The organism is Burkholderia sp. KL41, from assembly GCF_057005415.2.
Map to the genome: position 1 here is coordinate 417,869 of NZ_CM174447.1, position 23,866 is coordinate 441,734.

At 67.1% G+C, this 23,866-nt stretch carries 20 protein-coding genes and 1 riboswitch; of the genes, 10 read left to right on the plus strand and 10 right to left on the minus strand.

Translation table 11 applies throughout. The features are described from left to right. Nucleotides 1-473 precede the first annotated feature (473 nt). The gene (locus tag PQB87_RS19555; protein ID WP_174416255.1) at nt 474-1,898 is read left to right on the plus strand and encodes an MFS transporter; all 1,425 of its coding nucleotides are present in this window, start codon (nt 474-476) and stop codon (nt 1,896-1,898) included. Between the two features lie 229 nt (nt 1,899-2,127). On the opposite strand, the gene PQB87_RS19560 is transcribed toward PQB87_RS19555, so the two are convergent. The 3 genes from PQB87_RS19560 to PQB87_RS19570 all read right to left on the minus strand — a co-directional run bounded on the left by PQB87_RS19560 (nt 2,128) and on the right by PQB87_RS19570 (nt 5,506). Next, complete coding sequence (locus tag PQB87_RS19560) at nt 2,128-2,871, minus strand: 2OG-Fe(II) oxygenase (RefSeq protein ID WP_059487883.1); 744 nt, start codon at nt 2,869-2,871, stop codon at nt 2,128-2,130. Nucleotides 2,872-3,165: 294 nt separating this feature from the next. Beyond that, a complete protein-coding gene (locus PQB87_RS19565; RefSeq protein ID WP_489243520.1) occupies nt 3,166-4,758 on the minus strand; it encodes an inorganic phosphate transporter in 1,593 nt (530 codons plus the stop codon). A 175-nt stretch (nt 4,759-4,933) separates the two neighbouring features. Further along, nucleotides 4,934-5,506 (minus strand): histidine phosphatase family protein, encoded by a 573-nt coding sequence (locus tag PQB87_RS19570; protein ID WP_489243521.1) that lies wholly within the window; start codon nt 5,504-5,506, stop codon nt 4,934-4,936. A 48-nt stretch (nt 5,507-5,554) separates the two neighbouring features. Further along, a riboswitch (cobalamin riboswitch) is annotated at nt 5,555-5,696 on the plus strand. 33 nt (nt 5,697-5,729) lie between these two features. Here PQB87_RS19570 and PQB87_RS19575 point away from each other — a divergent pair. Both PQB87_RS19575 and PQB87_RS19580 read left to right on the plus strand, forming a co-directional pair. Beyond that, on the plus strand, nt 5,730-5,939 hold the full coding sequence (locus PQB87_RS19575) for a CbtB domain-containing protein (protein ID WP_059685285.1): 210 nt from the start codon (nt 5,730-5,732) through the stop codon (nt 5,937-5,939). A 13-nt stretch (nt 5,940-5,952) separates the two neighbouring features. Continuing rightward, nucleotides 5,953-6,675: a CbtA family protein gene (locus tag PQB87_RS19580; RefSeq protein WP_027790524.1), complete on the plus strand. Its 723-nt coding sequence runs from the start codon at nt 5,953-5,955 to the stop codon at nt 6,673-6,675. Nucleotides 6,676-6,697: 22 nt separating this feature from the next. Here PQB87_RS19580 and PQB87_RS19585 read toward each other — a convergent pair whose 3' ends face one another. Then, nucleotides 6,698-7,606 carry a LysR family transcriptional regulator gene (locus PQB87_RS19585; protein WP_027790525.1) on the minus strand — a complete coding sequence of 303 codons (909 nt, stop codon included), beginning with the start codon at nt 7,604-7,606 and terminating at the stop codon, nt 6,698-6,700. A 125-nt stretch (nt 7,607-7,731) separates the two neighbouring features. Here PQB87_RS19585 and metE point away from each other — a divergent pair, with 125 nt between their 5' ends. Then, entirely contained in the window at nt 7,732-10,026 is a 2,295-nt protein-coding gene (metE, locus tag PQB87_RS19590; protein ID WP_489243522.1) for a 5-methyltetrahydropteroyltriglutamate--homocysteine S-methyltransferase, read from the plus strand. A gap of 100 nt (nt 10,027-10,126) precedes the next feature. Here the strand turns inward: metE and PQB87_RS19595 are convergent, their stop codons facing one another. Together PQB87_RS19595 and speB are read right to left on the minus strand one after the other, a co-directional pair. Then, nucleotides 10,127-11,452 carry an MFS transporter gene (locus PQB87_RS19595; RefSeq protein WP_059648919.1) on the minus strand — a complete coding sequence of 442 codons (1,326 nt, stop codon included), beginning with the start codon at nt 11,450-11,452 and terminating at the stop codon, nt 10,127-10,129. A 56-nt stretch (nt 11,453-11,508) separates the two neighbouring features. Beyond that, nucleotides 11,509-12,465, minus strand: coding sequence for an agmatinase (speB, locus tag PQB87_RS19600; protein WP_021161147.1), 957 nt, complete (start codon nt 12,463-12,465; stop codon nt 11,509-11,511). Nucleotides 12,466-12,604: 139 nt separating this feature from the next. Between speB and PQB87_RS19605 the strand changes: the two genes are divergently transcribed. Next, entirely contained in the window at nt 12,605-13,516 is a 912-nt protein-coding gene (locus PQB87_RS19605; protein WP_027790528.1) for a LysR family transcriptional regulator, read from the plus strand. A gap of 126 nt (nt 13,517-13,642) precedes the next feature. Here the strand turns inward: PQB87_RS19605 and PQB87_RS19610 are convergent, their stop codons facing one another. After that, nucleotides 13,643-14,107 (minus strand): Lrp/AsnC family transcriptional regulator, encoded by a 465-nt coding sequence (locus PQB87_RS19610; RefSeq protein WP_011353982.1) that lies wholly within the window; start codon nt 14,105-14,107, stop codon nt 13,643-13,645. 134 nt (nt 14,108-14,241) lie between these two features. Between PQB87_RS19610 and PQB87_RS19615 the strand changes: the two genes are divergently transcribed. The 3 genes from PQB87_RS19615 (at nt 14,242) to PQB87_RS19625 (ending at nt 18,474) form a co-directional block, all read left to right on the plus strand. Beyond that, entirely contained in the window at nt 14,242-14,868 is a 627-nt protein-coding gene (locus tag PQB87_RS19615) for a LysE family translocator (protein ID WP_060068364.1), read from the plus strand. A 249-nt stretch (nt 14,869-15,117) separates the two neighbouring features. Then, a complete protein-coding gene (locus PQB87_RS19620; RefSeq protein ID WP_111943480.1) occupies nt 15,118-16,722 on the plus strand; it encodes a S53 family peptidase in 1,605 nt (534 codons plus the stop codon). 75 nt (nt 16,723-16,797) lie between these two features. Further along, nucleotides 16,798-18,474, plus strand: a complete 1,677-nt coding sequence (locus PQB87_RS19625) for a S10 family peptidase (RefSeq protein WP_489243523.1) — start codon at nt 16,798-16,800, stop codon at nt 18,472-18,474. 132 nt (nt 18,475-18,606) lie between these two features. On the opposite strand, the gene nadE is transcribed toward PQB87_RS19625, so the two are convergent. From nadE to PQB87_RS19640, 3 genes are all read right to left on the minus strand, one after another. Beyond that, nucleotides 18,607-19,455: an NAD(+) synthase gene (gene nadE / locus PQB87_RS19630; RefSeq protein WP_060343866.1), complete on the minus strand. Its 849-nt coding sequence runs from the start codon at nt 19,453-19,455 to the stop codon at nt 18,607-18,609. Nucleotides 19,456-19,678: 223 nt separating this feature from the next. Beyond that, a complete protein-coding gene (locus tag PQB87_RS19635; protein ID WP_027790534.1) occupies nt 19,679-20,548 on the minus strand; it encodes a DMT family transporter in 870 nt (289 codons plus the stop codon). 205 nt (nt 20,549-20,753) lie between these two features. Further along, nucleotides 20,754-20,939: a hypothetical protein gene (locus PQB87_RS19640; protein ID WP_021161156.1), complete on the minus strand. Its 186-nt coding sequence runs from the start codon at nt 20,937-20,939 to the stop codon at nt 20,754-20,756. A 208-nt stretch (nt 20,940-21,147) separates the two neighbouring features. Between PQB87_RS19640 and PQB87_RS19645 the strand changes: the two genes are divergently transcribed. After that, complete coding sequence (locus tag PQB87_RS19645; protein ID WP_021161157.1) at nt 21,148-21,906, plus strand: DeoR/GlpR family DNA-binding transcription regulator; 759 nt, start codon at nt 21,148-21,150, stop codon at nt 21,904-21,906. Nucleotides 21,907-22,011: 105 nt separating this feature from the next. Then, nucleotides 22,012-23,808: a phospholipase D-like domain-containing protein gene (locus PQB87_RS19650; protein ID WP_489243524.1), complete on the plus strand. Its 1,797-nt coding sequence runs from the start codon at nt 22,012-22,014 to the stop codon at nt 23,806-23,808. Nucleotides 23,809-23,866: the final 58 nt, after the last annotated feature.

Below are 23,866 nucleotides of genomic sequence, written 5' to 3' on the forward strand. Positions count from 1 at the left end.
ATACTGCGACCGGAGCCGAGACGGCCGACGGTCGCAGATCAGGTATCTGCCATCCTCGAGCAATCCGCCGCCAAGCACCTTTGATATCCTCGGTACGTTCTCTACGTACCATGCCGATCCCCCATCAGTCAGCATCCGGTCGATGTTGATACATCCAGGGGCGATGTTTTGATGATCGACGATGCGCGACGTTCGTCGAAGATGGTCGATAAATGCCGCCTTCTGGCGAAAATTCCCTGCTTCATCCGCTGGTCTTTCGACGAACCCTGTCGACTTGATCGGTGTGCGCCCTTCCGCGAACCCACCACGAAATCGTCATAAAAATCTATGCGCATAAAGTCCGTTCGCACGGCATGCGCGGCAGAGCGGGGAGCAGGCCCTTCGGGGTAATATCGCCATTCGTCCCGATTCCCGGCGCTTTCAGGCATCCGCTGGCGGTCGGTGTCCTCCGTATTCCGTCTCTCGCACAGTTCATGACTGACAGCCCTGCCCAAGGTGGTCGGACGACCGACTTCTTGCCGTATCTCGTCGCCGCAACGTTCTTCATGGAGTACCTCGACACGACCGTGATCGCGACCGCGCTGCCGCAAATGGCGCGCTCGTTCGGTGTCGGTCCGAACGCGCTGAGCCTCGGGATGACGGCCTATATGCTCGCGCTGGCGGTGTTCATCCCGATCAGCGGCTGGATCGCGGACCGCTATGGATCGCGTACGGTATTCGCGAGTGCGATTGTCGTCTTTACCGGTGCGTCGGTGCTGTGCGGGCTGTCCGAAGGCGTCGTGACGTTCACGGCTGCACGGCTGCTGCAGGGTATCGGCGGGGCGATGATGGTGCCGGTCGGACGGATGATCGTCGTGCGCAGCACCGAGAAGGCGAAACTGATGCGAGCGATCGCGACGATCACGTGGCCGGGCATCGTCGCGCCTGTCGTCGGGCCGCCGATCGGCGGCTTCATCACGACCTATGCGTCATGGCGCTGGATCTTCCTGTTGAACGTCCCGTTCGGTATTGCCGCGCTCGTCTGTACCTGGCTGATCGTCCGGAACACGCGCGCCGACGAGCAACGGCCGCTCGACTGGGCTGGATTCGTGCTGGCCGGCGGTGCATTGACCTGTCTGTTGATCGGTACCGAAGCGGCCGGCCAGCAGGATGTCGACTTCACGCGCGCGGGCGTCCTGGTGGGGGCGAGCGTGCTGTTCGGCGCGGCCGCGTGGTGGCATGCGCGACGCTGCGCGCATCCGCTGCTCGACTTCACCACGCTGAAGGTGCCGACCTTCTCTGTGACGGTGATCTCCGGCTCGGTCACGCGGATGGCGATCAACGCCGTGCCGTACCTGCTGCCGCTGTTGTTCCAGATCGGCTTCGGGTTGTCGCCGTTCCAGTCCGGCCTGTTGCTGCTCGCGAGTGCGCTCGGCAATCTGGGGATGAAGGCGGGAACGTCGTGGATTCTCGACCGATATGGTTTCCGGCGCGTTGCACTCGTCGACGTGACAATTGTCGGCATCTTCACGATTGCGTGCGGCTGGCTGACCGCGTCGACGCCGCTGGCGATCACGCTGCTCGTCGTATTCGTCTACGGACTCACGCGGTCGATGCAGTTCACGACGCTCGCGACACTCGCCTATGCGGATATCCCGGCTCATCAGACGAGTGCAGCCAGCACGCTGTGGAGTGCCGCACAGCAGATGACGATCGGGATGGGGATCGCGTTCGGTGCATTGTCGCTGCGGCTCGCGGCGTTGGTGCGCGGCGATGCGGCCGGCATGCATTACGTGCTCGACGATTTCCGCTGGGCATTCGTCGCGGCCGGCGTGCTCGCGCTGCTGACGTTGCCGGGTTATGCGCGGCTGGCTTCCGATGCAGGCGATCGGCTGCGGGCGAGTGTGGCGCGAGGGTAGGTCGAACGGTGCATCCAATTTGCACCGCGACAGGTGAGCGCGACTGTTTTTCGTCGCTCACCCGAAACGTCGATTCGTTGTGGCTACGATGGCCTGACGGTCAGCGCAGTCGGCCATTTGTCACTGCTGCGGGCGTGGGGGCAATAGCGTAACGCGGTGCTCCCCGCGCGAACCGGAAATCATCCGCGTGACGAACGTCGGGACGGCACCACGCTCGTCCTCGCTGCCGTCACTGCGCGTCATGAAAGATGATGCCGACGGTGTGACGGTGGCCACTGCGAATCCGGCTCACGCCGTGGCGCAGGTTGACGCGATAGACGCCGCGCGTCCCCTGCACGGGTCTGCCATGCACGGCGAAGATCACCGCGTCGCCTTGCATCAGCGGCACCACTTCCGCCCGTGATTGCATGCGTGGCCGCTGTTCCGTCAACACGAATTCCCCGCCCGTGAAATCGCGGCCCGGCGCCGACAGCAGGATCGCGACCTGCAGCGGAAACACGTGCTCGCCATAAAGATCCTGATGGAGACAGTTGTAGTCGTCGGGACCGTATTGCAGGATCAGCGGCGTCGGTCGCGTCTGCCCCGCCGCCCGGCAGCGATCGAGGAATGTCGTGTGGTCGTTCGGATAGCGGACGTCGATTCCGAGTGCCTGGTTCCAGCGATTCGCGATGGGTGCGAGATGCGGGTAGATCGTCGTGCGAAGCTCGGCAATGACTGCGGGCAGCGGGTACGCGAAGTACTTGTATTCGCCGCGGCCGAATCCGTGCCGCGCCATCACGACGCGTGAACGATAAAGCGCATCCCGTGGATAGAGCGACGCGAGCGCATCGCATTCGTTCGTGGAAATCAGGCCCGGCACACGCGCGCATCCATAGCGATCGAGTTCGGCGCCGACAGTCGGCCAGTCGATGGCGTCGACGCGTTGTGCGATGTCCGGCGATTCGACGGCAGGTTGCAGATCGGCGATGTTCACGGGCGTCCCTTGGTTCGTCAGCGATGTGGCGCGAGTCGTGCGGAATGCCCGGAAGCATTGCGCGCACGGTTGGAGCCACGAAGAAAGTCGATGAACCCAGTCTAGCGACGTTCGTGTGCAGACGCGCTCCAGATCTTGCGCTTCAATTCGGAAGCAAGAGGGAAAGGCACGGGACGCGCACGGACACATCGAAGGCGGCGACGTATCAGTGTGGAGAGGCGGAGAGGCGGAGAAGCGAGCGGCGAATCTTCCACGACAGGCGGCCGGCTCACCGGCCACCCGTCGCAACGTGAATCAAGCCATCGACCGGAACAACCAGTAGAGCCCGCCGGCAAGCACGATCGACGCCGGCAGCGTCAGCACCCACGCGAGCACGAGGCTGCGCACCGTGCTCCACTGCAGCCCGGAGCCGTTCGCCGCCATCGTGCCCGCGACACCCGACGACAGCACGTGTGTCGTCGACACGGGCAATCCGTACACGTCGGCGGCGCCGATCGTCAGCATCGCGACGAGTTCGGCCGATGCGCCTTGTCCGTACGTCAGATGCTGCTTGCCGATTTTCTCGCCGACGGTCACGACGATCCGCTTCCAGCCGACCATCGTGCCGAGGCCCAGCGCGATCGCGACGGCAACCTTCACCCACGTCGGAATGAATTTGGTCGCGTGGTCGAGTTGCTTGTGATAGTTGTCGATCGCCAGCTTGTCGTCGGCCGCGAACGCGGGCTGACCCGACTTCTCGATCAGGCGGATTGCTTCGGATACCAGATACATCGTGTTGCGCACGTTGTCGACGTCGCGCTGCGGCACGTCTGCCATCGAGCCCGACGCGCCGACCGCGGTCGCGAGCGATGTCGACAGCTGCTGGACGGCCGGCAGCACTGCAGGCGTCAGTTCGCGATGCTGCACGTAGCGCTCGACGTCGGCACGCGGGTTCGCGGACGGCGCGACGCCGTTCGTGTACTTCCCGAATGTCGCGGCCGCCTGGTTCGCGACCGCCACGAAGGTCTGCGTCTCGGCCGGCGTGACGGCCTTGTTCAGCGCATAGGCGGTGGGCACCGTGCCGATCAGGATCAGCATGATGAGCCCCATCCCTTTCTGCCCGTCGTTCGAACCGTGCGCAAACGACACGCCCGTGCAGGTCAGGATCAGCAGGCAGCGAATCCAGAACGGCGGCGGCTGGTCTTTCGGCGGCTCCTTGTACAACTCCGGAACCCGCACGAGCGTCTTCAGTACGAGCAGCAACAGCGCTGCGCACAGAAAGCCGACGATCGGCGAGAACAGCAGCGACCTGCCGACACCGAGCGCCTGGCCCCAGTCGACGCCGCTCGTGCCGGACGGCCCGTGCATCAGCTGGTTCATCAGCCCGACGCCGATGATCGAACCGATCAGCGTATGCGAACTCGACGACGGCAACCCGAAATACCAGGTCGCGAGGTTCCACACGATCGCGGCGATCAGCAGCGCGAACACCATCGCGAAGCCCGCGCCGCTGCCGACCTGCAGGATCAGCTCGACCGGCAGCAACTGCAGGATGCCGAACGCAACGGCACCGCTCGAGACCATTACGCCGAGGAAGTTCCACATGCCGGACCAGATCACCGCGACGTTCGGCGTCAGCGAGTGCGTATAGATCACGGTGGCGACCGCGTTCGCGGTGTCGTGGAAGCCGTTGACGAATTCGAAGCCGAGTGCGATCAGCAGCGCGGCGCCGAGCAGCAGGTACGGGAACAGTTTCCCTTCGCGGACCGGAGCCAGATCGTCGATCAGGTGCGTGGCGATGTAGAGCGCGCCGAGCGCCAGCACCAGCAGGAAGACGGCATAGCCGACCTGTCTGGTGCGTTCGACGGAGCCCGGGTTGTTCGGTGCGGACGAAGCAGGTTGATTCATGACGGCATCTCGTGAGGGAACCGCGTCCGATCCTATCTGCGGCCAGCAGTCAGTTTGATGACAGTCGGAACCACGCACGGTGTGCCTTGCCGATGCGTAAGGCGATTGAAGGCGTGTATGCGCAACGTGACGCGCCAGCCCGCATCGTCGTCCACATAGTGAGCGCAATAGCGCTCTACGCGTTGCCGTCCGTGCTCAACGTCCATCCGTTCGGCGACGCAACAAGCGTCGTGCAGGACAGCGGCGCGACGTCGATGCGGGCCGCTGCCTTCGAATCCATCCGCCGCACATGGGCGACGGCCGCGCGGACGATTGGCGCATGCGTGATTGCGACGATGTCGCGATCTTGCCGCAGCGCGTTCAACCACGTGCCGACGCGGTGCATGGCTGCTTCGAACGATTCACCGCCGTGTGGCGACGCTGACGGGTCTGCGATCCACGCGTCCAGTTCGTCCGGCAAGTCGCGTGCGAGGTCGTGCAGGCGCTGGCCTCGCCAGTTGCCGTAATCGATGTCGCGCAGTGCGTCGTCGATGTCGACATGAAGTCCGAGCGCATCGGCGGTCTGCCGCGCGCAGCATGCGGGGCTGCACAGCGCGAGCGCGCCGGCGGTACCTGCCCACCGGCCGCGTAGCGCAGCGGCTTCGGCGAGCCCGCGCGTATCGAGCGGATCGTCGTCGGGAAACGTGCCGGTGCGCATCGCCCGGGTCGATGCGTGTGCGATCAGGCGCAGCGAGGTAGGCATGTTCATGTCGGTTTTCGGATGATCCGGGACGGGCGCACGTGTCCGCCTGGCAGCGCTTCTTCAATACGCGAACGTTCGCGCGTACAATTCGCCCGATACGAAGCGCGGAAGCCGGTGCAAGCCCGGCGCGGTCGCGCCACTGTAACCGGTGATCGATGATCCCGGAAGCCAGACCTGCCTTCGTATCCATCCAACATTTGTCGGGGCGCGATTCCCCTGAGGTGCATCCATGAGCGAAGCAGTGCTGAGGCCGGCGGTCGTGCCGGCGCCCATCCCCGTCCGTGAACTGTTGCCGTGGGCCGTGTTCGTCGGCCTGATCCTGTTGCTCGCGCTTTATTTCGTCGGCGCGGAACAAGGTGCGACGTCGCTCGTGCCGGGCATGTACGTCCACGAATTCGTCCACGACGGCCGCCACCTGCTCGGCTTCCCCTGCCACTGACGCGGAGTTCACGATGGTCGGAAAGCTGCTCATGCGCGGGATGCTCGCAGGCATCGCCGCAGGCCTCCTCACGTTCGGTTTCGCAAAGGTCGTCGGCGAACCGCAAGTCGATCAGGCAATCTCCTTTGAAGAAAAAGCCGACGCCGCCAAGGGCGACGCACCGGAGCCGGAGCTGGTCAGCCGCCACACGCAGGCCGGCCTCGGCTTGCTGACGGGCGTCGTGACCTATGGCGCGGCATTCGGCGGGCTGTTCTCGCTGGTCTTCGCGTATGCCTACGGGCGAGGCAGCCGCCTCCCGGCCCGTCCGCTGGCCGCGTGGCTCGCGCTGGCGGCGTTCATCGCGCTCGTGATCGTGCCGAACCTCAAGTACCCGGCCAATCCGCCGTCGGTCGGCGACCCCGACACGATCGGCTATCGCACGGGCCTGTTCTTCCTGATGATCGCGATTTCCGTCGCGACGATGGTGTTCTCGGTCAGCGTGCGCCGCCATCTGCTGGCGAAGCTCGGCCAGTGGAACGCGTCGATCGTCGCCGGGCTCGTGTTCGTCGCGATCATCGCGGCCGTGCAGATCGGGTTGCCGTCCGTCAGCGAGTTGCCGGCCGATTTCCCGGCGGCCTTGCTGTGGAAGTTCCGCGTGGCGGCGATCGGCATGCAGGTGATCATGTGGACGACGATCGGCCTGCTGTTCGGCGCATGGGTCGAGCGCGGCGAACGCATCGGCATGCGCGCCGCCTGACGCGCACGGCAACGGGGCACGCCTAGCGCAGCATGCGTGGCGCGCTCCCCGTCGATTCGCGCGCCAGCGCGACGAACGCGGCCAGATAGTCGATCGATGCGTCCGCTTCGCGGATGCCGAGGAAGATCTGCTTTGCGATTCCCTTCTTGCCGAGCTTGACCGGCACGACCGGCATCCGGTCGGCGTATTCGTCGGCAAGCCATCTCGGCAGCGCGGCCACGCCGCGCTCGCTCGCCACCATCTGCAGCATGATGTCGGTCGTCTCGATCGACTTGTGCCGCCTCGGCACAATGCCGGCCGGCGTCAGGAACTGGTTGTAGATGTCGAGCCGGTCGGTTTCGACCGGATAGGTGATCAGGATCTCGTCGGTCAGCTGTTCGGGCGTCACGTAATCGGCGTTCGCGAACCGGTGCGAATCGGCGACCACCAGCACCTGCTCGTAGTCGAACACGGGGTCGAAGCGCAGGCCCGGCTTGTTCAGCGGATCGGGCGTCACGAGCACGTCGATGTCATAGCCGAACAGGGCGCCGATGCCGCCGAACTGGAAGCGCTGCTTCACGTCCACGTCGACGTCGGGCCAGCGCGACAGGTACGGCGACACGACCTTCAGCAGCCACTGGTAGCACGGGTGGCACTCCATCCCGATGCGCAGCGTGCCGCGCTCGCCCTTCGCGTACTGCTTCATCCGCTCCTCGGCGAGCTCGAACTGCGGCAGCAGCCGGTTCGCCAGCTTCAGCAGATACTGCCCGCCCTGGGTGAGCCGCAGGCCGCGGCCTTCCCGATCCCAGATCGGCGTGCCGAGCTGCTGCTCAATTTTCCGGACGGTGTGGCTGAGTGCCGATTGCGTGAGGTGCAGCGCGTGGGCGGCCGCGGTCAGTGAGCCCTGGCGCTCGACTTCACGGATCACGACGAGATGGAATCGTTCCAGCATGGATATCGCTCGCGCAACGGATACATGAACAGATTTAATGGATGAATGAAATAATGCCATTTTATTTCATGGAATGAAATCCCTATGATGGCTGCCGGATCTTCACTTCTTCTGGACGGCAGCTCATGGTCACGACACACAACCTCGGTTTCCCGCGCATCGGTGCGAAGCGCGAACTCAAGTTCGGTCTCGAACGCTACTGGAAGGGCGAATCGTCGCGCGACGAGCTGAAGGCGCTCGGCGCCGAGCTGCGCCAGCGTCACTGGAACGACCAGCGCGACCTGGACCTGGCCCCGATCGGCGACTTCGCGTTCTACGATCAGGTGCTCGACATGAGCTTCACGCTCGGCAACCTGCCGAAGCGCGTGCAGGGTTTCCACGGCGATGTGCTCGACAATTATTTCCGCGTCGCGCGCGGCCGTTCGGCGCAGTCGGCGGCCGAGCATGCGGCGTGCTGCGGCGGGGTCTCGGCCGGTGAAATGACGAAGTGGTTCGATACGAACTACCACTACATCGTGCCGGAATTTCACGCGGACACGAACTTCTCGCTCGACCCGTCGCGCCTGCTCCAGCAACTGGCGGAAGCGCAGGCGCAGGGCGTGGCCGTGAAGCCGGTCATCCTCGGCCCCGTCACGTACCTGTGGCTCGGCAAGGCGAAGGACGATTCCGACCGCCTCGCGCTGCTGCCGAAGCTGCTGCCCGTGTACGGCGCGCTGCTCGACACGCTGACCGCGCAGGGCGTCGAATGGGTGCAGATCGACGAACCGATTCTCGTCACCGAACTCGACGCCGAGTGGCGTCAGGCATTGCGCACCGCCTATGCGGCGCTGGAAACGCGTCGCATCAAGCTGCTGCTCGCCACCTACTTCGGCCAGCTCCAGGACAACCTGGCGCTCGCGAGTTCGCTGCCGGTCGACGGCCTGCATGTCGATGCGATCAACGCACGCGACGAAGTCGACGCGCTGGTGCGTGAACTGCCGGCCGAGCGCGTGCTGTCGGTTGGCGCGATCAATGGCCGCAACATCTGGAAGACGGACCTGAACGCGACGCTCGACTGGCTCGAGCCGCTCGCGAAGCAACTGGGCGATCGCCTGTGGCTCGCCCCGTCGTGCTCGCTGCTGCACGTGCCGGTCGATCTCGCGAGCGAGGAGAAGCTCGACGCGGAAATCCGCTCGTGGCTCGCGTTCGCGCTGCAGAAGCTCGACGAGCTGAAGGTGCTCGCGACCGCGCTGAACGAAGGCCGCGACAAGGTGGCCGATGCACTGGCCGCGAACGCTGCCGCGATCCATTCGCGCCGCCACTCGCCGCGCGTGCACAACCCGGCGGTGAAGGCCGCGATCGCCCGCATCGACGCGCAGCTCGGCAACCGCGTGAGCCCCTATACGCAGCGTGCGTCGAAGCAGTCGGCACGCCTGAAGCTGCCGGCGTTCCCGACGACGACGATCGGCTCGTTCCCGCAGACCGGCGAAATCCGTCACGCGCGCAGCCAGTTCAAGGCCGGTGCGCTGGACGATGCGGGCTACCGGGCCGCGATGCAGGCTGAAATCGAACGCAGCGTGCGCGAGCAGGAAGCACTGGAACTCGACGTGCTGGTGCATGGCGAAGCCGAGCGCAACGACATGGTCGAGTACTTCGGCGAGCAGCTCGACGGCTACGCGTTCAGCCAGTTCGGCTGGGTGCAGTCATACGGTTCGCGCTGCGTGAAGCCGCCGATCCTGTTCGGCGACATCAGCCGCCCGAAGGCGATGACGGTCGAATGGATCACGTATGCGCAGTCGCTGACGAACAAGCCGATGAAGGGCATGCTGACCGGCCCCGTGACGATCCTGAACTGGTCGTTCGTGCGCGACGACCAGCCGCGCTCGGTGTCGTGCTACCAGCTCGCGCTGGCGATCCGCGAGGAAGTGCTCGATCTCGAGAAGGCCGGCGTGCGCGTGATCCAGATCGACGAGGCCGCGCTGCGCGAAGGGCTGCCGCTGCGCCGTGCGCAATGGGGCGCGTACCTGAAGTGGGCGGTCGAGTCGTTCCGCATCACCGCGAACGGCGTGCAGGACGACACGCAGATCCATACGCACATGTGCTATTCGGAGTTCAACGACATCATCGCGTCGATCGCCGACATGGATGCGGACGTGATCACGATCGAGACCTCGCGCTCGGACATGGAGCTGCTCGATGCGTTCGACGACTTCAAGTATCCGAACGAGATCGGGCCGGGCGTGTACGACATTCACTCGCCGAACATCCCGACGCAGGAACATATCGTCGGCCTGATGAGGAAGGCGGCGGAACGGATTCCGGCGGAGCGTCTGTGGGTCAATCCGGACTGCGGGCTGAAGACGCGCCAGTGGGCGGAAGTGATTCCGGCGCTGACGAACATGGTCGCTGCCGCGAAGACGCTGCGCAGCCAGGTGCAATAACGCAGCGAGCGCACTGCACGCCGCCGTTGCGATCGAAGATCGGACGGCAAAAAAAACGGCCCGCGGAAGCGGGCCGTTTGGCGTCATGCGTGCACTTGCGTTATGCCGTGCGTGCGCCGCGCGGCAGCGGCTCGTTGGTCTTGCCGGGCGCGCCGGCATCGTCGATGCTGACGCGGCGCGAGATCAGCCACACGCACAGCGACGACAGGAGCGCGGCGCTCGTGTACTGGAGCGCGAGCGGCCACCATTGCGGCGCGGTGTTCTGCGCGATGATGGTCGCGACGAGCGGCGTGAGGCCGCCGGCGAGCGCGCCGCACACCTGGTACGCGATCGAGATCGCCGTGTAGCGGATGCGTGCGACGAAGATGCCGCTGACGAAGCCCGCGACCACCGAGTAGTAGCCCGATTCCGCGAGCGTCGCGAGGCCGACGCCCACCGTGATCGACAGCGGCGTGCCCATGTGCACGAGCGGCAGCATCACGAACGGGACGATCGCGGCCCATGCGCCGGTGATCAGCAGCACGCGCGTGGTGCCGAAGCGCTGCGCGAGGAACGCGGCCGCGAGCTGCACGACGAACTGCAGCACCGCGACGATCGTCATGCAATGCAGCACCATCGACCGGTCGAGCGACAGGAACTGCGTCGCGTAGCTGATCATGAAGATGTTGCTGAAATACACGCCGGCGATGCCGTACACGTTCGCGCCGATCGCGAGCAGCAGCAACGGCCAGTACTTGAGCGCTTCGCGCAGCGGTTTTTGCGCGATGTTGCCGCTCTTCCTGACTTCCTCGAACTCGGGCGATTCGGACACGCTTGCGCGGATCACGAAGCCGACGATCAGTAGTACGGAACTTGCGAGGAACGGCACGCGCCAGCCCCAGCTCATCATGTCTTCCTTCGACAGCGTGCTGATCGCGCCGAACGCGAGCATCGACAGGATCAGGCCGCTCGCGCTGCCGAGCTGCGCGAACGACGCGAAGAACGTGCGTTTGCCTTCCGGCGCATGCTCGCCGGCGAGCAGCACCGCGCCGCCCCATTCGCCGCCGACCGCGATGCCTTGCAGCACCCGCATCAACACGAGCAGGACCGGAGCAATCACACCGGCTTGCGCGTGGGTCGGCAGCAGGCCGATCGCGACCGTCGACACGGCCATCAGCATCAGCGTCGCGAGCAGCGAGCGCTTGCGGCCGAAGCGGTCGCCGAGATAGCCGAACATCACGCCGCCGAGCGGGCGCGCGAAGAAGCCCACCGCGAACGATCCGAACGATGCGAGCAGGCTGACGAAGCGGTTTTCGCCGGGAAAGAACAGCGGCCCGAACACGATGGCGGCGGCGGTCGCGTAGCTATAGAAGTCGTACCACTCGATCGTGGTGCCGACGAACGACGCGAGCGCCGCACGCTTGGGTTGCTTGACGGAAGTCCCCATCTTGATAAGTGCTCCTCTGGAATCCTTTGATTTTGGAATAGGGGGTGGCGCGGGAATCAGTCGCGGTACTTGACGCCCGGCAGCACGCACAGCAGCTCGTAGGCGAGGTTCGCGCCGAGCAGCGCCGTGGTGCCGAACGGGTCATACGGCGGCGCGACTTCGACGAGATCGCAACCGACGATGTTCAGCCCCTTCGCGCCGCGGATGATCTCGAGCGCCTGCGGCACCGTGAGGCCCGCGATTTCCGGCGTGCCGGTGCCCGGCGCGTAGGCCGGGTCGATGCCGTCGATGTCGAAGCTGATGTAGACGGGCGTATCGCCGACGCGCGCGCGCACTTCTTCCATCAGCGGCGCGAGCGACTTGTTCCAGCATTCCTCGGCCTGGACGACGCGGAAGCCCTGCTCGCGGCACCAGTCGAAATCCTCGGCCGCGTAGCCGGTGCCGCGCAGGCCGATCTGCGTGACCTTGTCGCCGTGCAGCAGGCCTTCCTCGACCGCGCGGCGGAACGGCGTGCCGTGCGCGATCTTTTCGCCCATCATCGTGTCGTTCACGTCGGCGTGTGCATCGACGTGGATCAATGCAACCTTGCCGTGCTTGCGGTGGATCGCGCGCAGGATCGGCAGCGCGATCGTGTGGTCGCCGCCCAGCGTGATCGGCTTGCAGTCGTGCTCGAGGATCGCGTCGTACGCGGCTTCGATGCGCGCGATGGAATCGTGCAGGTTGTACGGATTGATCGCGACGTCGCCGATGTCGGCGATCTGCAGCGAATCGAACGGCGCGGCGCGCGTGGCCATGTTGTACGGGCGCAGCAGCACGGATTCGGTGCGGATCTGGCGCGGGCCGAAGCGTGCGCCGGTGCGGTTGGAGGTGCCGAGGTCGAACGGCACGCCGACGAAGCAGGCGTCGAGGCCTTCGGCGCTCGCCACGTGCGGCAGGCGCATCATCGTCGCGATGCCGCCGCAGCGCGGCATTTCATTGCCGCCGAGCGGCTGGAAATGGGTGTGGTCGTTCATGGGCTGTCTCTTCCGATGTGGGGTTGCCGTATCATGCGACGCGGCTTGTCGCACAGTTTTACGCGCTCCGCCGGGAAAGAAGAATGCGAAGATATCGACGTAAACATCGATTTTCATCGATGTATGGAAGGGGATGAACGTGCTGGGGAATCTGTCGACCCTCGATCTGCGGTTGATCCGCGTGTTTCTCGCGGTCACGGACGCGGGCGGCGTGTCGGCCGCGCAGGCCGTGCTGAACGTCGGGCAGTCGACGATCAGCGCGCAGCTTTCGTCGCTGGAGACGCGGCTCGGCTACCGGCTCTGCGAGCGCGGCCGCAGCGGGTTCCGGCTCACGCCGAAGGGCGAGCGGTTTCACGCGATGAGCCGCAAGCTGCTCGCGGCGCTCGACGAATTCGGGATGGCCGCGCGGCACATGGACCGCCAGCTGGTCGGCACGCTGCACATCGGCCTGATCGGCCACACGCCGGTGAGCCAGAACGCGCGGATCGCCGAGGCGATCGCCGCGTTCCGCACGCGCGACGAGGCCGTGCGCTTCTCGATCTCCGTGCGCGCGCCGGGCGATCTCGAGGAGAAGCTGCTGAGCGACGAGATCCAGATCGCGGTCGGCTACTTCTGGCACCGGGTGCCGTCGCTGCACTACACGCCGCTGTTCATCGAGCGCCAGGTCGCGTACTGCGGGCGCGGCCATCCGCTGTTCGACGGCGCCGGCGCGCTGACGCCGGCCGACGTCGCGGGCTTCGAATGGGCGTGGCGCTCGTATCCGCTGCCCGAAGCGCAGATGTCGACGACGCCCGACCGCGTGACCGCGACGGCCGACAACATGGAGGCCGTCGCGCTGCTGATCCTGTCCGGCCACCACCTCGGCTACTTGCCGCAGCATTTCGCGGCGCCCTACGTCGCGCAGGGGCTGCTCGCGCCGCTCAATCCGGAGCAACTGCGCTACGACGTCACGTTCCACATGGTCGTCGCGCGCAACGGGCGCGGCAATCCGCTCGTGGAAGCGTTTCTCGAGGATCTGGAACGCGCGCACCAGCCGACCGACATCGCGTAGGCAGCCGGCATCGACAATGTGAACGAGTGTTGCGGCGGCGCGGCCCGACGCGGCCCACATCGATGGGCGTCGAAGTGACGAAACGGGTGTCGGGCCCGGCTTGCGTGAAGCGTGCCCGCGCCGGCATCACGGCACCGGCAGCCCCGCGTCGTGCTTGACCTCGCGCAGCGACAGCGCCGATTCGATCGACGTCACGCCCGGCAGCATCCGCAGCGATTCGCGCAGGAACGTGCCGTAATCGTCGAGATCGCGCGCCACGACCTGCAGCAGATAATCGGCGGTGCCCGCCACGTTGTGGCACGCCAGGATCCGCTCGATGCCGAGCACTTCCCGCTCGAAGCGGTCGGCGGTCTTGCGGTCGTGCGTCGCGAACCGCACGAGCACGAACGCAACGACGCCGAAGCCGAGCGCCTGGCGCGACAGCTGCGCGCGGTATCGCTCGATGTAACCGTCGTTTTCGAGGCGCTTCAGGCGGCGCGCGCAAGGGGTCTCGGAGAGGCCCACGGTGTCGGCGAGGCGGGCGATCGGCAGGCGGCCGTCGCGCTGCACCGCGGCCAGGATGGCGCGGTCGGTCTTGTCGAGTTCGGTCATGATGGCGGATTCCTGATGCGGATTCAGAGATTGTGGCGGATTCCCCTACGGATCGCCAATCCTGAACCAAAGATGGCCAATAATCCCTCGCGCTCCAGCGGCAACATATCGCCGTAAGAGGAGAGGGGCAGACCATGATTTCCACGCATTTGCTGTTGATTTATCTCGCCGCGCTGGCGGCCATCTACGCGGTGCCGGGGCCGGACATGGCGCTCGTGCTGCAGACCAGCATCGGCCGCGGCGTGCGGCCGGGAATGGCGGCGGCCGCCGGCCTGTCGCTCGCGCGCACCGCGCACGTGACGTTGTCCGCCTGCGGTGTCGCGGCGCTGATCCGCGGCGCGCCGTGGCTGTACGAAGTGATCCGCTACGGCGGCGCGCTGTATCTCGCGTATGTCGCGATCCAGGTGTTCCGTTCGCCCGTGTTCGCGCTCGGCGACGGCGACGCGGCGGCCACGGCGGGCGAGTTGCGGCAGTCGTTCGTGAAGGGCCTGCTCACCAACCTGCTGAACCCGAAGGCGCTGTTGTTCTGCTCGGTGCTGCTGCCGCAGTTCGTGCGCCCCGAGGCCGGGCCGGTCGTGTTGCAGATGTTCGAACTGGGCGCGCTGCTGGTGGCGGCCGGTGTGTGCTTCGACCTCGCGTGCGTGTTCGGCGCGTCGCGGATCGCCGCGTGGATGCGTGCGCATCCGCTTGCGCAGACGGTGCAGCGCTGGACGTTTTCCGCGGCGCTGATCGGCTTTGCGCTGCGCCTGTCGATGGACTGAGTGCCGCGGCGGCGCTGCGCCGGCGCAGGTCGCGCGGCGCGTCGCCGCATCCGATGAGGGCCGCGCGCAATGCCGGCCCGCGCATGCGCCCCGCCGCAGAAGGGCGTGCGCGCAAATCGTCTGACTGATCTAAACTCCCTGTTACTTCGCGCTGTCGCGAACCCGAACGACCGAACGGAACCGTCTCCCGCCGGCCCTGTCCGATTTCCTGGCTGTTCCGTGCAACGCGGTACCAAGGAGGGTCTGAACATGGCAAGGCATCTTCACGCCGACCGTGAACCCCGAATCGTCGCCGAGTCCAAGTGCCTCGGCCCGTGCGATCCGGCAGAACGCATCCACGTCACGATCATGTTGCGGCGGCAGGAAGAAGGGCAACTCGATACGCTGCTTCACCAGCTCGCCACCGGCGACGCGCAAGCGAAACCGGTGTCGCGCGAAACCTTCGCGCAACGTTTTTCCGCCAATCCCGACGACATTCGCAAGGCCGAGGACTTCGCGCATCGCCACCAGCTGACGGTCGATCGCGTCGATCCGGTCGAAAGCGTCGTCGTGGTGTCCGGCACGATCCAGCAGTTCGAAGCCGCGTTCGGCGTCAAGCTCGAGCGCTTCGAGCATCGGTCGATCGGCCAGTATCGCGGCCGCTCCGGCCCGATCGCGCTGCCCGACGATCTCGGCGACGCCGTCACGGCCGTGCTCGGCCTCGACAGCCGTCCGCAGGCGCGGCCGCACTTCCGGCTGAGGCCGCCGTTCACGCCCGCGCGCGGCGGCGCGGCGGGCGTCACGTTCACCCCGGTCCAGCTCGCATCGCTGTACGGCTTCCCGGCCGGCGACGGCGCCGGGCAGTGCATCGCGATCATCGAGCTCGGCGGCGGCTACCGCGCGGCGGACATCCAGCAGTATTTCCGCGGGCTCGGCATCACGAAGCCGCCGACGCTCGTCGACGTCAACGTCGGCACCGGCCGCAACACGCCGACCGGCGATCCGAGCGGCCCGGACGGTGAAGTCGCGCTCGACATCGAGATCGCCGGCGCGATCGCGCCGGCCGCGAAGATCGCCGTCTATTTCGCGGCGAACAGCGACGCGGGCTTCATCCAGGCCGTCAACGCGGCCGTCAGCGACACGACCAACAAGCCGTCGGTGATCTCGATCAGCTGGGGCGGCCCGGAGGCCATCTGGCAGGCGCAGTCCGCTCAGGCGTTCAACCGCGTGCTGCAGGCGGCGGCCGCGCAGGGCATCACGGTATGCGCGGCCTCCGGCGACAGCGGCTCCGGCGACGGGTTGCAGGACGGCGCCGATCATGTCGACTTCCCCGCATCGAGCCCGTATGTGCTCGGCTGCGGCGGCACGCAGCTCGACGCGCTGCCCGGGCAGGGCATCCGCAGCGAGGTCGCGTGGAACGACGAGGCAGCCGGCGGCGGCGCGGGCGGGGGCGGCGTCAGCACGCTGTTCGACCTGCCGGTGTGGCAGCAGGGGCTTGCCGCGACGCTGGCCGACGGCAGCCGCGTGCCGCTCGCGAAGCGCGGCGTGCCGGACGTCGCCGGCGATGCGTCGCCGCAGACCGGCTACGAAGTGTCGATCGCCGGCACGGCCACGGTGATGGGCGGCACGAGCGCGGTCGCGCCGCTGTGGGCCGCGCTGATCGCGCGCATCAACGCGGCGGCTAGTGCGGCGGGCGGTGCGTCCGCCGGCTGGGTCAATCCGGTGCTCTACAGGAATCCCGGTGCGCTGCGCGACATCACGCACGGCTCGAACGGGACCTACGCGGCCGCGCAGGGCTGGGATGCCTGCACGGGCCTCGGCAGCCCGAACGGCGCGCAGCTCGCCGCGATCCTGACGCGCAAGCCGTCGAGCTGACGGCCGCGGTACACGTCTTTCCGCATGGCGCGGGCTTCCTGCCCGCGCCTTTTTCTCACCTCCAGGAGCAGCACGATGGGCATCGATTCCGCATCTTCCGGCGGCGTGTATCCGCTGCATCACGGCGACCACAATTCGCATGGCGTGCCGCCGACCGTCAACCCGGTCGCGTTGAGCCACGGCCGTGACCAGCCGTTCTTCGATCCGGTTGCTTACGGCAACGGCCCCGACGATTCGGTGACCGACACCACCGAGGCCGCCGCGATCACGCATCACACGATCCTGATCGACGGGAAGCGCATCGCCTACACGGCGACGGCCGGCCATCTCGTGACGGTCGACCCGAGCAGTTCGCTGCCGGCCGCGAAGCTCTTCTACGTCGCGTTCACGGCCGACGGCGCGAAGGAAGAAACGCGGCCCGTGACGTTCTTCTACAACGGCGGGCCCGGCTCGTCGTCGGTGTTCGTGCTGTTGGGCTCGTTCGCACCGAAGCGCATCAAGACGTCGATGCCGGGGTTCACGCCGCCCGTGCCGTACCAGATGGAAGACAACCCGGACAGCATGATCGACCACAGCGACCTGGTGTTCATCAACCCGGTCGGCACCGGCTATTCGGCGGCCGTCGCGCCGAACAAGAACCGCAACTTCTGGGGCGTCGACCAGGATGCGGATTCGCTGAAGCAGTTCATCAAGCGCTACCTGACGAAGAACAACCGCTGGAATTCGCCGAAATACCTGTTCGGCGAATCGTACGGCACCGCGCGCAGCTGCGTGCTCGCGTACAAGCTGCATGAGGACGGCGTCGACCTGAACGGCGTCACGCTGCAATCGTCGATCCTCGACTACCGGCAGGCCGGCAACCCGGTCGGTGCGCTGCCGACCGCGGCGGCCGATGCGTGGTATCACAAGAAGCTCGGCATCACGCCGGCGCCGACCGATCTCGGCGCGTTCGTCGAGGAAGTCGCGCAGTTCGCGCGCACCGACTACCTGAACGCGTTGCGCACGGTCCCGCATGCGGCCCCGGCCGCCGTGCAGAAGCTGTCGCAATACACGGGCATCGATACGGCGACGCTGCAATCGTGGAGCCTCGACATCGCCGGCTACGACGCGCGCGGCAATTCGCTGTTCCTGACGACGCTGCTGCATGCGCAGGGGCTCGCGCTCGGCTCGTACGACGGCCGCGTGACCGGGATCTCGTCGGGCATCGCCGGCAAGATCGACCCGAACTCGGGCGGCAACGATCCGACGATGACGGCCGTGACGGGCGTCTATACGGCGATGTGGAACAGCTACCTGAACGAGCAGCTGAAGTTCACGTCGAATTCCGCGTTCACCGACCTGAACGACCAGGCGTTCCGGAACTGGGATTTCAGCCACATCGATCCGACCGGCGCGCAGCAGGGTATCGATGCGCAGGGGAACGTGATCCTCTATACGGCCGGCGATCTCGCCGCGGTGATGGCGCTGAACGTCGACCTGAAGGTGCTGTCGGCGAACGGTTTCTACGATTTCGTCACGCCGTTCTACCAGACCGTGATCGACCTGCAGCAGATGCCGCTCGAGGACCAGAAGGTGCGGCAGAACCTGTCCGCGCGTTTTTATCCGTCGGGGCACATGGTGTATCTCGACGGCGGCTCGCGTACCGCGCTCAAGCGCGATCTCGCGGCGATGTACGACGCGACGGTGAGCGATACGGGGGCGCGGATGCGGATTCGCGCGCTGCAGGCGTCGAAGACGGGCGGGCACGCATAGGGGGGGCCGCCGCCGGGTTGCCGCGCGTAGCCGTCATGGCCGCGCGCGGCGGTTGGGCTCCGGCGCTGCCGGCCAGTCGCCAGGCCGTCGCGCAGGATTGCGACGCGGCAGTCGTTGTGCCGCGGTCGCGCCTTACGCTGCCGGCCAGTCGAACGGCGTGTAGGGCAGAGCGCGCTTGTGGCGCGAACCGTCGAAGAAGCGCAGCACCGTTTCGTACACGCGGTCTTCGACCGGCTTGCCTTCGAGGAAGTCGTCGATCTCGTCGTAGGTCACACCGTATGCGTGCTCGTCGGGCCGCAGCGGGCGCAGTTCCTCGAGGTCGGCCGTCGGCACCTTCATCACGATCAGCTCCTCGCCGCCGAGCGCACGCGCGACCGCGCGGACGCGCCGCTTGCTCAGGCCCGCGAGCGGCAGGATGTCCGCGCCGCCGTCGCCGAATTTCGTGAAGAAACCCATCAGCGATTCGGCCGCATGGTCGGTACCGATCACGATGCCGCGCCGTGCGCCGGCCACCGCATACTGCGCGATCATGCGCTCGCGCGCCTTGATGTTGCCGTGCACGAAATCCTGCTGCGCCGGCGTTTCGAATGCGTGGCCGGAGGCGACCAGCGAGCGGAGCATCGCATCGGCGGCCGGCTTCACGTCGACCGTCAGCACCTCGTCCGCGCGCACGAACGCGAGCGCGCGCTGTGCATCGGCTTCGTCGTTCTGCACGCCGTTCGGCAAGCGCATCGCGATGAAGCGCGCATCGTAGCCGTCGGCGCGCAGGCGCTCGACCGCCAGTTGCGCGAGCCGGCCGGCCGTCGACGAATCGACGCCGCCGCTGATGCCGAGCACGTACGACCGCAGGCCGGTCGAACGAAGATATTGCGCAAGGAAATCGATGCGGCGGTCGATCTCGGCCTCGGCGTCGAAGTGCGGGGCAACGTTCAGTTCGGCAATGATCGCGCGCTGGCGGCTGGCGTAATCGGCGGATGTCATGAAGGAAGTTCCGGAACGAAATTCAAGGCGCCCATCATAAGCGCAATCGCGGCGCGGTGCCGCGCCGGGCGTGCGTTCCGGCGGTTTCGCGTTGCATCGGCGAGACGGGCTGCATCGCCGTGGTGCACGGTGCGCCGGGCGGGTGCAGGATGCCGCGTGACGGGCATCCCTGCGCCCGACTTCGACACCGACACCGACGCGGGCACCGGCCCGGCGGCGCGCGTCAGCGCCGCGCGAGCACGACGCCCACCAGCGCGAGCGCGAAGCCGGCGAGCTGGATCGCCGCGAGCGTTTCGCCGAACAGCCAGTAGCCCTGCAGCGCGGCCAGCGGCGGCGCGAGGAACAGCAGCGACGTCGCGCGCGCGGCGTTGCCGCGGCGCAGCATCCACATCAGCATCGTGACCGCGCCGCCCGACAGGAACACGACGCCCCACACCAGCGACACCCACAACGCCGGCGCGCCGATCCAGCGGGTTTCGTGAAGCAGCGCGACGAAGACGGCCGCGACGATCGCCGCGCCGAAATTCTGCACGGCAACCGCCGTGCGCAGGTCGCTTTGCGCGAGCTTGCCCTTCTGGTACAGCGAGCCGGCGGTGATCGACCCGACCGCGAGCACCGAGACGGCGACGACGAGCCACGCAGGCGCGGCGCCTGGCGCCGGCGCGACACCGCCCGTCACCTTCGGCGCCAGCACGAGCGCGACGCCGGCGAGCCCGAGCGCCATTCCGAGCCAGCCGCGCGCGGGCAGGCGCTCGTTGAACAGCGGTACGGCGAGCACGGCGGTGGCGAGCGGCTGCAGCGCGCCGAGCAGCGCCATGACACCTGCGTTCAGCCCTTGCGCGACGGCCCAGTAGCTCGCGCCGAGATAGACGCCCTGCAGCAGCGCACCCGCGATCAGGTGGCGCGGCCATTCGCGCCGGGCCGGCCACGGCGCGCGCGCGACGAGCGCCACCGCGCCGAACAGCGCGGCCGTGCCCGCGAAACGCGCGAGCAGGAACAGGTTGGGATCGGCGTAGGGCTTGATAGCCCGCGCAACGATGAAGCCGGTGGACCAGAGTGCGACGAAAGCGGCGGCGACGAGCGAGGTCAGCATGCATGGCGGGCCGCGATGCGGCCGGACAGAATCGTGAAGTCGGCCAGTATCGGGGGAAGCGATGCCGGCGTCTTGTCGAATCCTGCACTCATGCGGCATGCCGAATGTGCGCCACGTGCGGCCGTCGGTGCGGGCCGGGCGGTGCCGCGGGAACGGGACGAGCGCCGCCCGGCATGCGCAGCGGGCGGGCGTGAAGCAGCGGAAGTCAGTCGATCGAGAACGTGTCGAGCGGCTGGTTGGCGCGGGCGTCGGTCGCGAAGCGCGTGGCGAGCTGTTCGTAGAGCCGGCGGGCCTCGTCGAGCGTCAGGTCGATCCAGTACGGATCGCCGGCCGCGTCGTTGAGTCGTTCGGGTGGAAACTGGATTTCGATCACACTGCCTTTGCGATACATGGCGCGAGCCCCTTTGCTTGGTCTGTCGTTCGGCGAAGCGCAAAGTGTAGCAACCGGCGCCGCGCCGATTCGCGCGCGTCGGGCAATACAGAATTTCGCTTTCGGGAAACGCGGCCTGCCCGGCGTCCCGCCGCCGTCAAATGCCGGTCAAACGGCCGTAATACAATGGGCGGCTTACCCATTACCAGTCGCCTCGGGCGCACACGCGATGCTGGCGGAACAACGTCATCAATTCATCCTGTCGGAGCTCGGACGGTCGGGCGCATTGTCGGTCGCGGAACTCGTCCGCTCGCTCGACGTGTCGCGCGAGACCGTGCGGCGCGACCTGAACGCACTGGCCGCACGCGGCCTGCTCGTGATGACGCACGGCGGCGCGCTGGCCGCGGATCGCCGTGAGCCGAGCCTGTCGGAGCGCGAAGCCGCGAATGCCGAAGCGAAGCGCACGATCGGGCGGCGCGCAGCCGAGTTCGTGCCCGACGATGCGTCGGTGCTGATCGATTCGGGCAGCACGCCGCATGCGGTTGCGCTCGCGCTCGCCGACCGGCACCGGCTGTCGATCTACACGAACGACTGGCGCACCGCGTTCGTGCTCGCGCGACGCAACGGCAACCGCGTGACGCTGCTCGGCGGCGAGCTGTCCGACGACGAGGATGCCACCTTCGGGCTCGACACGATCCAGCAGCTCGCGCAGTACCACGTCGATTTCGCGTTCATCGGCGCCGGCGGCATCACGCCCGACGGCGAATGCACCGACTACTCGCGGCTCGCGGCCGAGGTGCGCAGCCGGATGATCGCGGCGGCCGGCACGGCGATGATCGTCGCCGACCATTCGAAATTCGGCCGCGTGACGCCGGTGCGGATCAACGGCACGGCCGCCGCCCGCTATCTCGTGACCGAGCGCGCGCCCGACAAGGCCGTGCGCCGCGCGCTGACCGCGCGCGGGATCGAGCTGCTCGTGTGCGACTGACGCGCGCCGGACATACAAGGTTCATCGAACCGTCATTCCGCGGGAAGAACCGCCGTCAAGACTGACTCATTCACCTCGACCGGCCGCCAGGCCAGGGAGCAACGAATGACCGTCAGCGTGCGCAGCTATCTTTCCCCCACCTTGGTCCTGCTGGCCTTCGACTGGCCCGATGCGGCGTCGCGTGCCGATTTCCTCGGTTTCGCGATCCGGCGCACGCCGGGCTTCTGGTCGGCCGACGGCAAGACGCGCGTGCCGGACAGCTGGCTGCCGAACCGCCTGACGTTCGACGGCCCGGCCGCGCACACGCAGGGCGACGCGCCGACCGACCAGGCGCCGATCCAGAAATTCATGTGGTGGGATGCGCGCATCGATCCGCAGGATCGCGGCGCGTCGTTTCGCTACGACGTGTATCCGGTCGTCGGCACGCCGGCGAATCTGCAGGTACTCGACGCGCAAGCCGGCGTGTGCGACGTCGTGCTGCCCGCCCATGTCGAGGACGGCATCGGCACGTGGTTCAACCGCGCGGTGGTCAGTTCGCAGGCGTTCGCGAAGCAGGTGGCGGCGCTGGGCCTCGCGCCGAATGCGGCGCCGAGCGACGCGCAGGCGCTGAAGCTGCGCACCTGGCTCGCGAACGACATGGAGCAGGTGTTCGCGGAGATGCTCGATCCGGCATCGCGCGCGGCGTCGGCCGTCTATCACCTGACCGACACGCTGTGGGCGCTGCCCGCGTTCGAAGCGTTCGGGCGCACCCACGGCGAAGCGTCGCTCGCGATCGTCTACGACGCGCACACGACGGCGCGCAAGGGCAAGCCGCCGCTACCGTCGCCGAACCAGCCGGCCGTCGATGCGCTGCAGGGGCTCGCGACGCTCGCGCCGCGCGACAGGACGCACATCATGCACGACAAGTTCATCGTGACCGATGCGGCGTCGAACCCGGCGCCCGCGCGCGTGCTGACCGGTTCCGCGAACTTCACGACCGAGGGGCTCACGGAGCAGGCGAACGTGCTGCACGCGTTCGATTCGCCCGAGCTTGCCGCGCTCTACAACGCGCGTGCGCATGCGCTGGCCGGGAATCCGCCGATCGCGGCGACCGCGCGGCTGTCGCCGGGCTGGTCGGAACCGATGACGATCGGCAGCGCGCAGGTGCGGCTCGCGTTTTCGCCGGAGCCGGCGGGGCAGCGCACCGAGATCGACACGATCGTCGCCGCGATCGCGGCCGCGAAGCATTCGGTGTCGTTCTGCCTGTTCATGCCGACCGACGCGGCGCTGCGCGACGCGTGCTTCGCGGCCGGCGACCGCGGGTTGATGATGTTCGGGCTGGTGAACCGGATCAACGCCGGCAGCGCGACGAAGGCCGATGCCGCGCAGCAGGCCGGCCAGACGCTCGATGCGGCGACGCTCGCGAACCTCGAGCTGTATCACCGCAGCCGCGACAACCGCGACGTGATCGATGCCGCGTATTTCTCGCCGGCCACCGTGCCGCAGGGTTTCGAGCCCGAGCTGCGCCTCTTTCCGGGCGAGCCGGCGCCGGCCTTTCCGCCGGTCGTGATCCATCACAAGTTCATCTTGATCGACGCGGAAGGCGCGAATCCGGTCGTCTATACGGGCTCGGCGAACATGAGCCGCAATTCCGAGCAGTACAACGACGAGAACCTGCTCGAGATCCGCGACAAGCGGATCGCGGCGATCTATCTCGCGGAATTCCTGCGGCTTTACGAGCACTATCGTGCACGGGCGCTGGCGATCGATGCGAAGCAGCAGCACGGCACGGGCACCGGCACGGGCACGCATGCGCGGCTCGCGCTTGCGCCCGATTCGAGCTGGGCGAAGAAGTATTACGTGGCGGGAAGCCCGGAAGAGAAGGCGCGGATCGCACTGGCGTCGGCCGTGCCGACGGACTGACCTGAGAGAAGGCGACGGGCGCGGATGTCGCGCGTCCGGTATGAGGCCGGTCGGGAAA

Coding starts and splice junctions, on each gene's coding strand:
- PQB87_RS19555 (WP_174416255.1), top strand. CDS start 474: ATGACTGACAGCCCTGCCCAAGGTGGTCGGACGACCGACTTCTTGCCG.
- PQB87_RS19620 (WP_111943480.1), top strand. CDS start 15,118: ATGGCAAGGCATCTTCACGCCGACCGTGAACCCCGAATCGTCGCCGAG.
- PQB87_RS19640 (WP_021161156.1), bottom strand. CDS start 20,939: ATGTATCGCAAAGGCAGTGTGATCGAAATCCAGTTTCCACCCGAACGA.
- PQB87_RS19625 (WP_489243523.1), top strand. CDS start 16,798: ATGGGCATCGATTCCGCATCTTCCGGCGGCGTGTATCCGCTGCATCAC.
- PQB87_RS19575 (WP_059685285.1), top strand. CDS start 5,730: ATGAGCGAAGCAGTGCTGAGGCCGGCGGTCGTGCCGGCGCCCATCCCC.
- PQB87_RS19595 (WP_059648919.1), bottom strand. CDS start 11,452: ATGGGGACTTCCGTCAAGCAACCCAAGCGTGCGGCGCTCGCGTCGTTC.
- PQB87_RS19585 (WP_027790525.1), bottom strand. CDS start 7,606: ATGCTGGAACGATTCCATCTCGTCGTGATCCGTGAAGTCGAGCGCCAG.
- PQB87_RS19565 (WP_489243520.1), bottom strand. CDS start 4,758: ATGAATCAACCTGCTTCGTCCGCACCGAACAACCCGGGCTCCGTCGAA.
- PQB87_RS19635 (WP_027790534.1), bottom strand. CDS start 20,548: ATGCTGACCTCGCTCGTCGCCGCCGCTTTCGTCGCACTCTGGTCCACC.
- speB (WP_021161147.1), bottom strand. CDS start 12,465: ATGAACGACCACACCCATTTCCAGCCGCTCGGCGGCAATGAAATGCCG.
- PQB87_RS19570 (WP_489243521.1), bottom strand. CDS start 5,506: ATGAACATGCCTACCTCGCTGCGCCTGATCGCACACGCATCGACCCGG.
- metE (WP_489243522.1), top strand. CDS start 7,732: ATGGTCACGACACACAACCTCGGTTTCCCGCGCATCGGTGCGAAGCGC.
- PQB87_RS19645 (WP_021161157.1), top strand. CDS start 21,148: ATGCTGGCGGAACAACGTCATCAATTCATCCTGTCGGAGCTCGGACGG.
- PQB87_RS19610 (WP_011353982.1), bottom strand. CDS start 14,107: ATGACCGAACTCGACAAGACCGACCGCGCCATCCTGGCCGCGGTGCAG.
- nadE (WP_060343866.1), bottom strand. CDS start 19,455: ATGACATCCGCCGATTACGCCAGCCGCCAGCGCGCGATCATTGCCGAA.
- PQB87_RS19580 (WP_027790524.1), top strand. CDS start 5,953: ATGGTCGGAAAGCTGCTCATGCGCGGGATGCTCGCAGGCATCGCCGCA.
- PQB87_RS19615 (WP_060068364.1), top strand. CDS start 14,242: ATGATTTCCACGCATTTGCTGTTGATTTATCTCGCCGCGCTGGCGGCC.
- PQB87_RS19650 (WP_489243524.1), top strand. CDS start 22,012: ATGACCGTCAGCGTGCGCAGCTATCTTTCCCCCACCTTGGTCCTGCTG.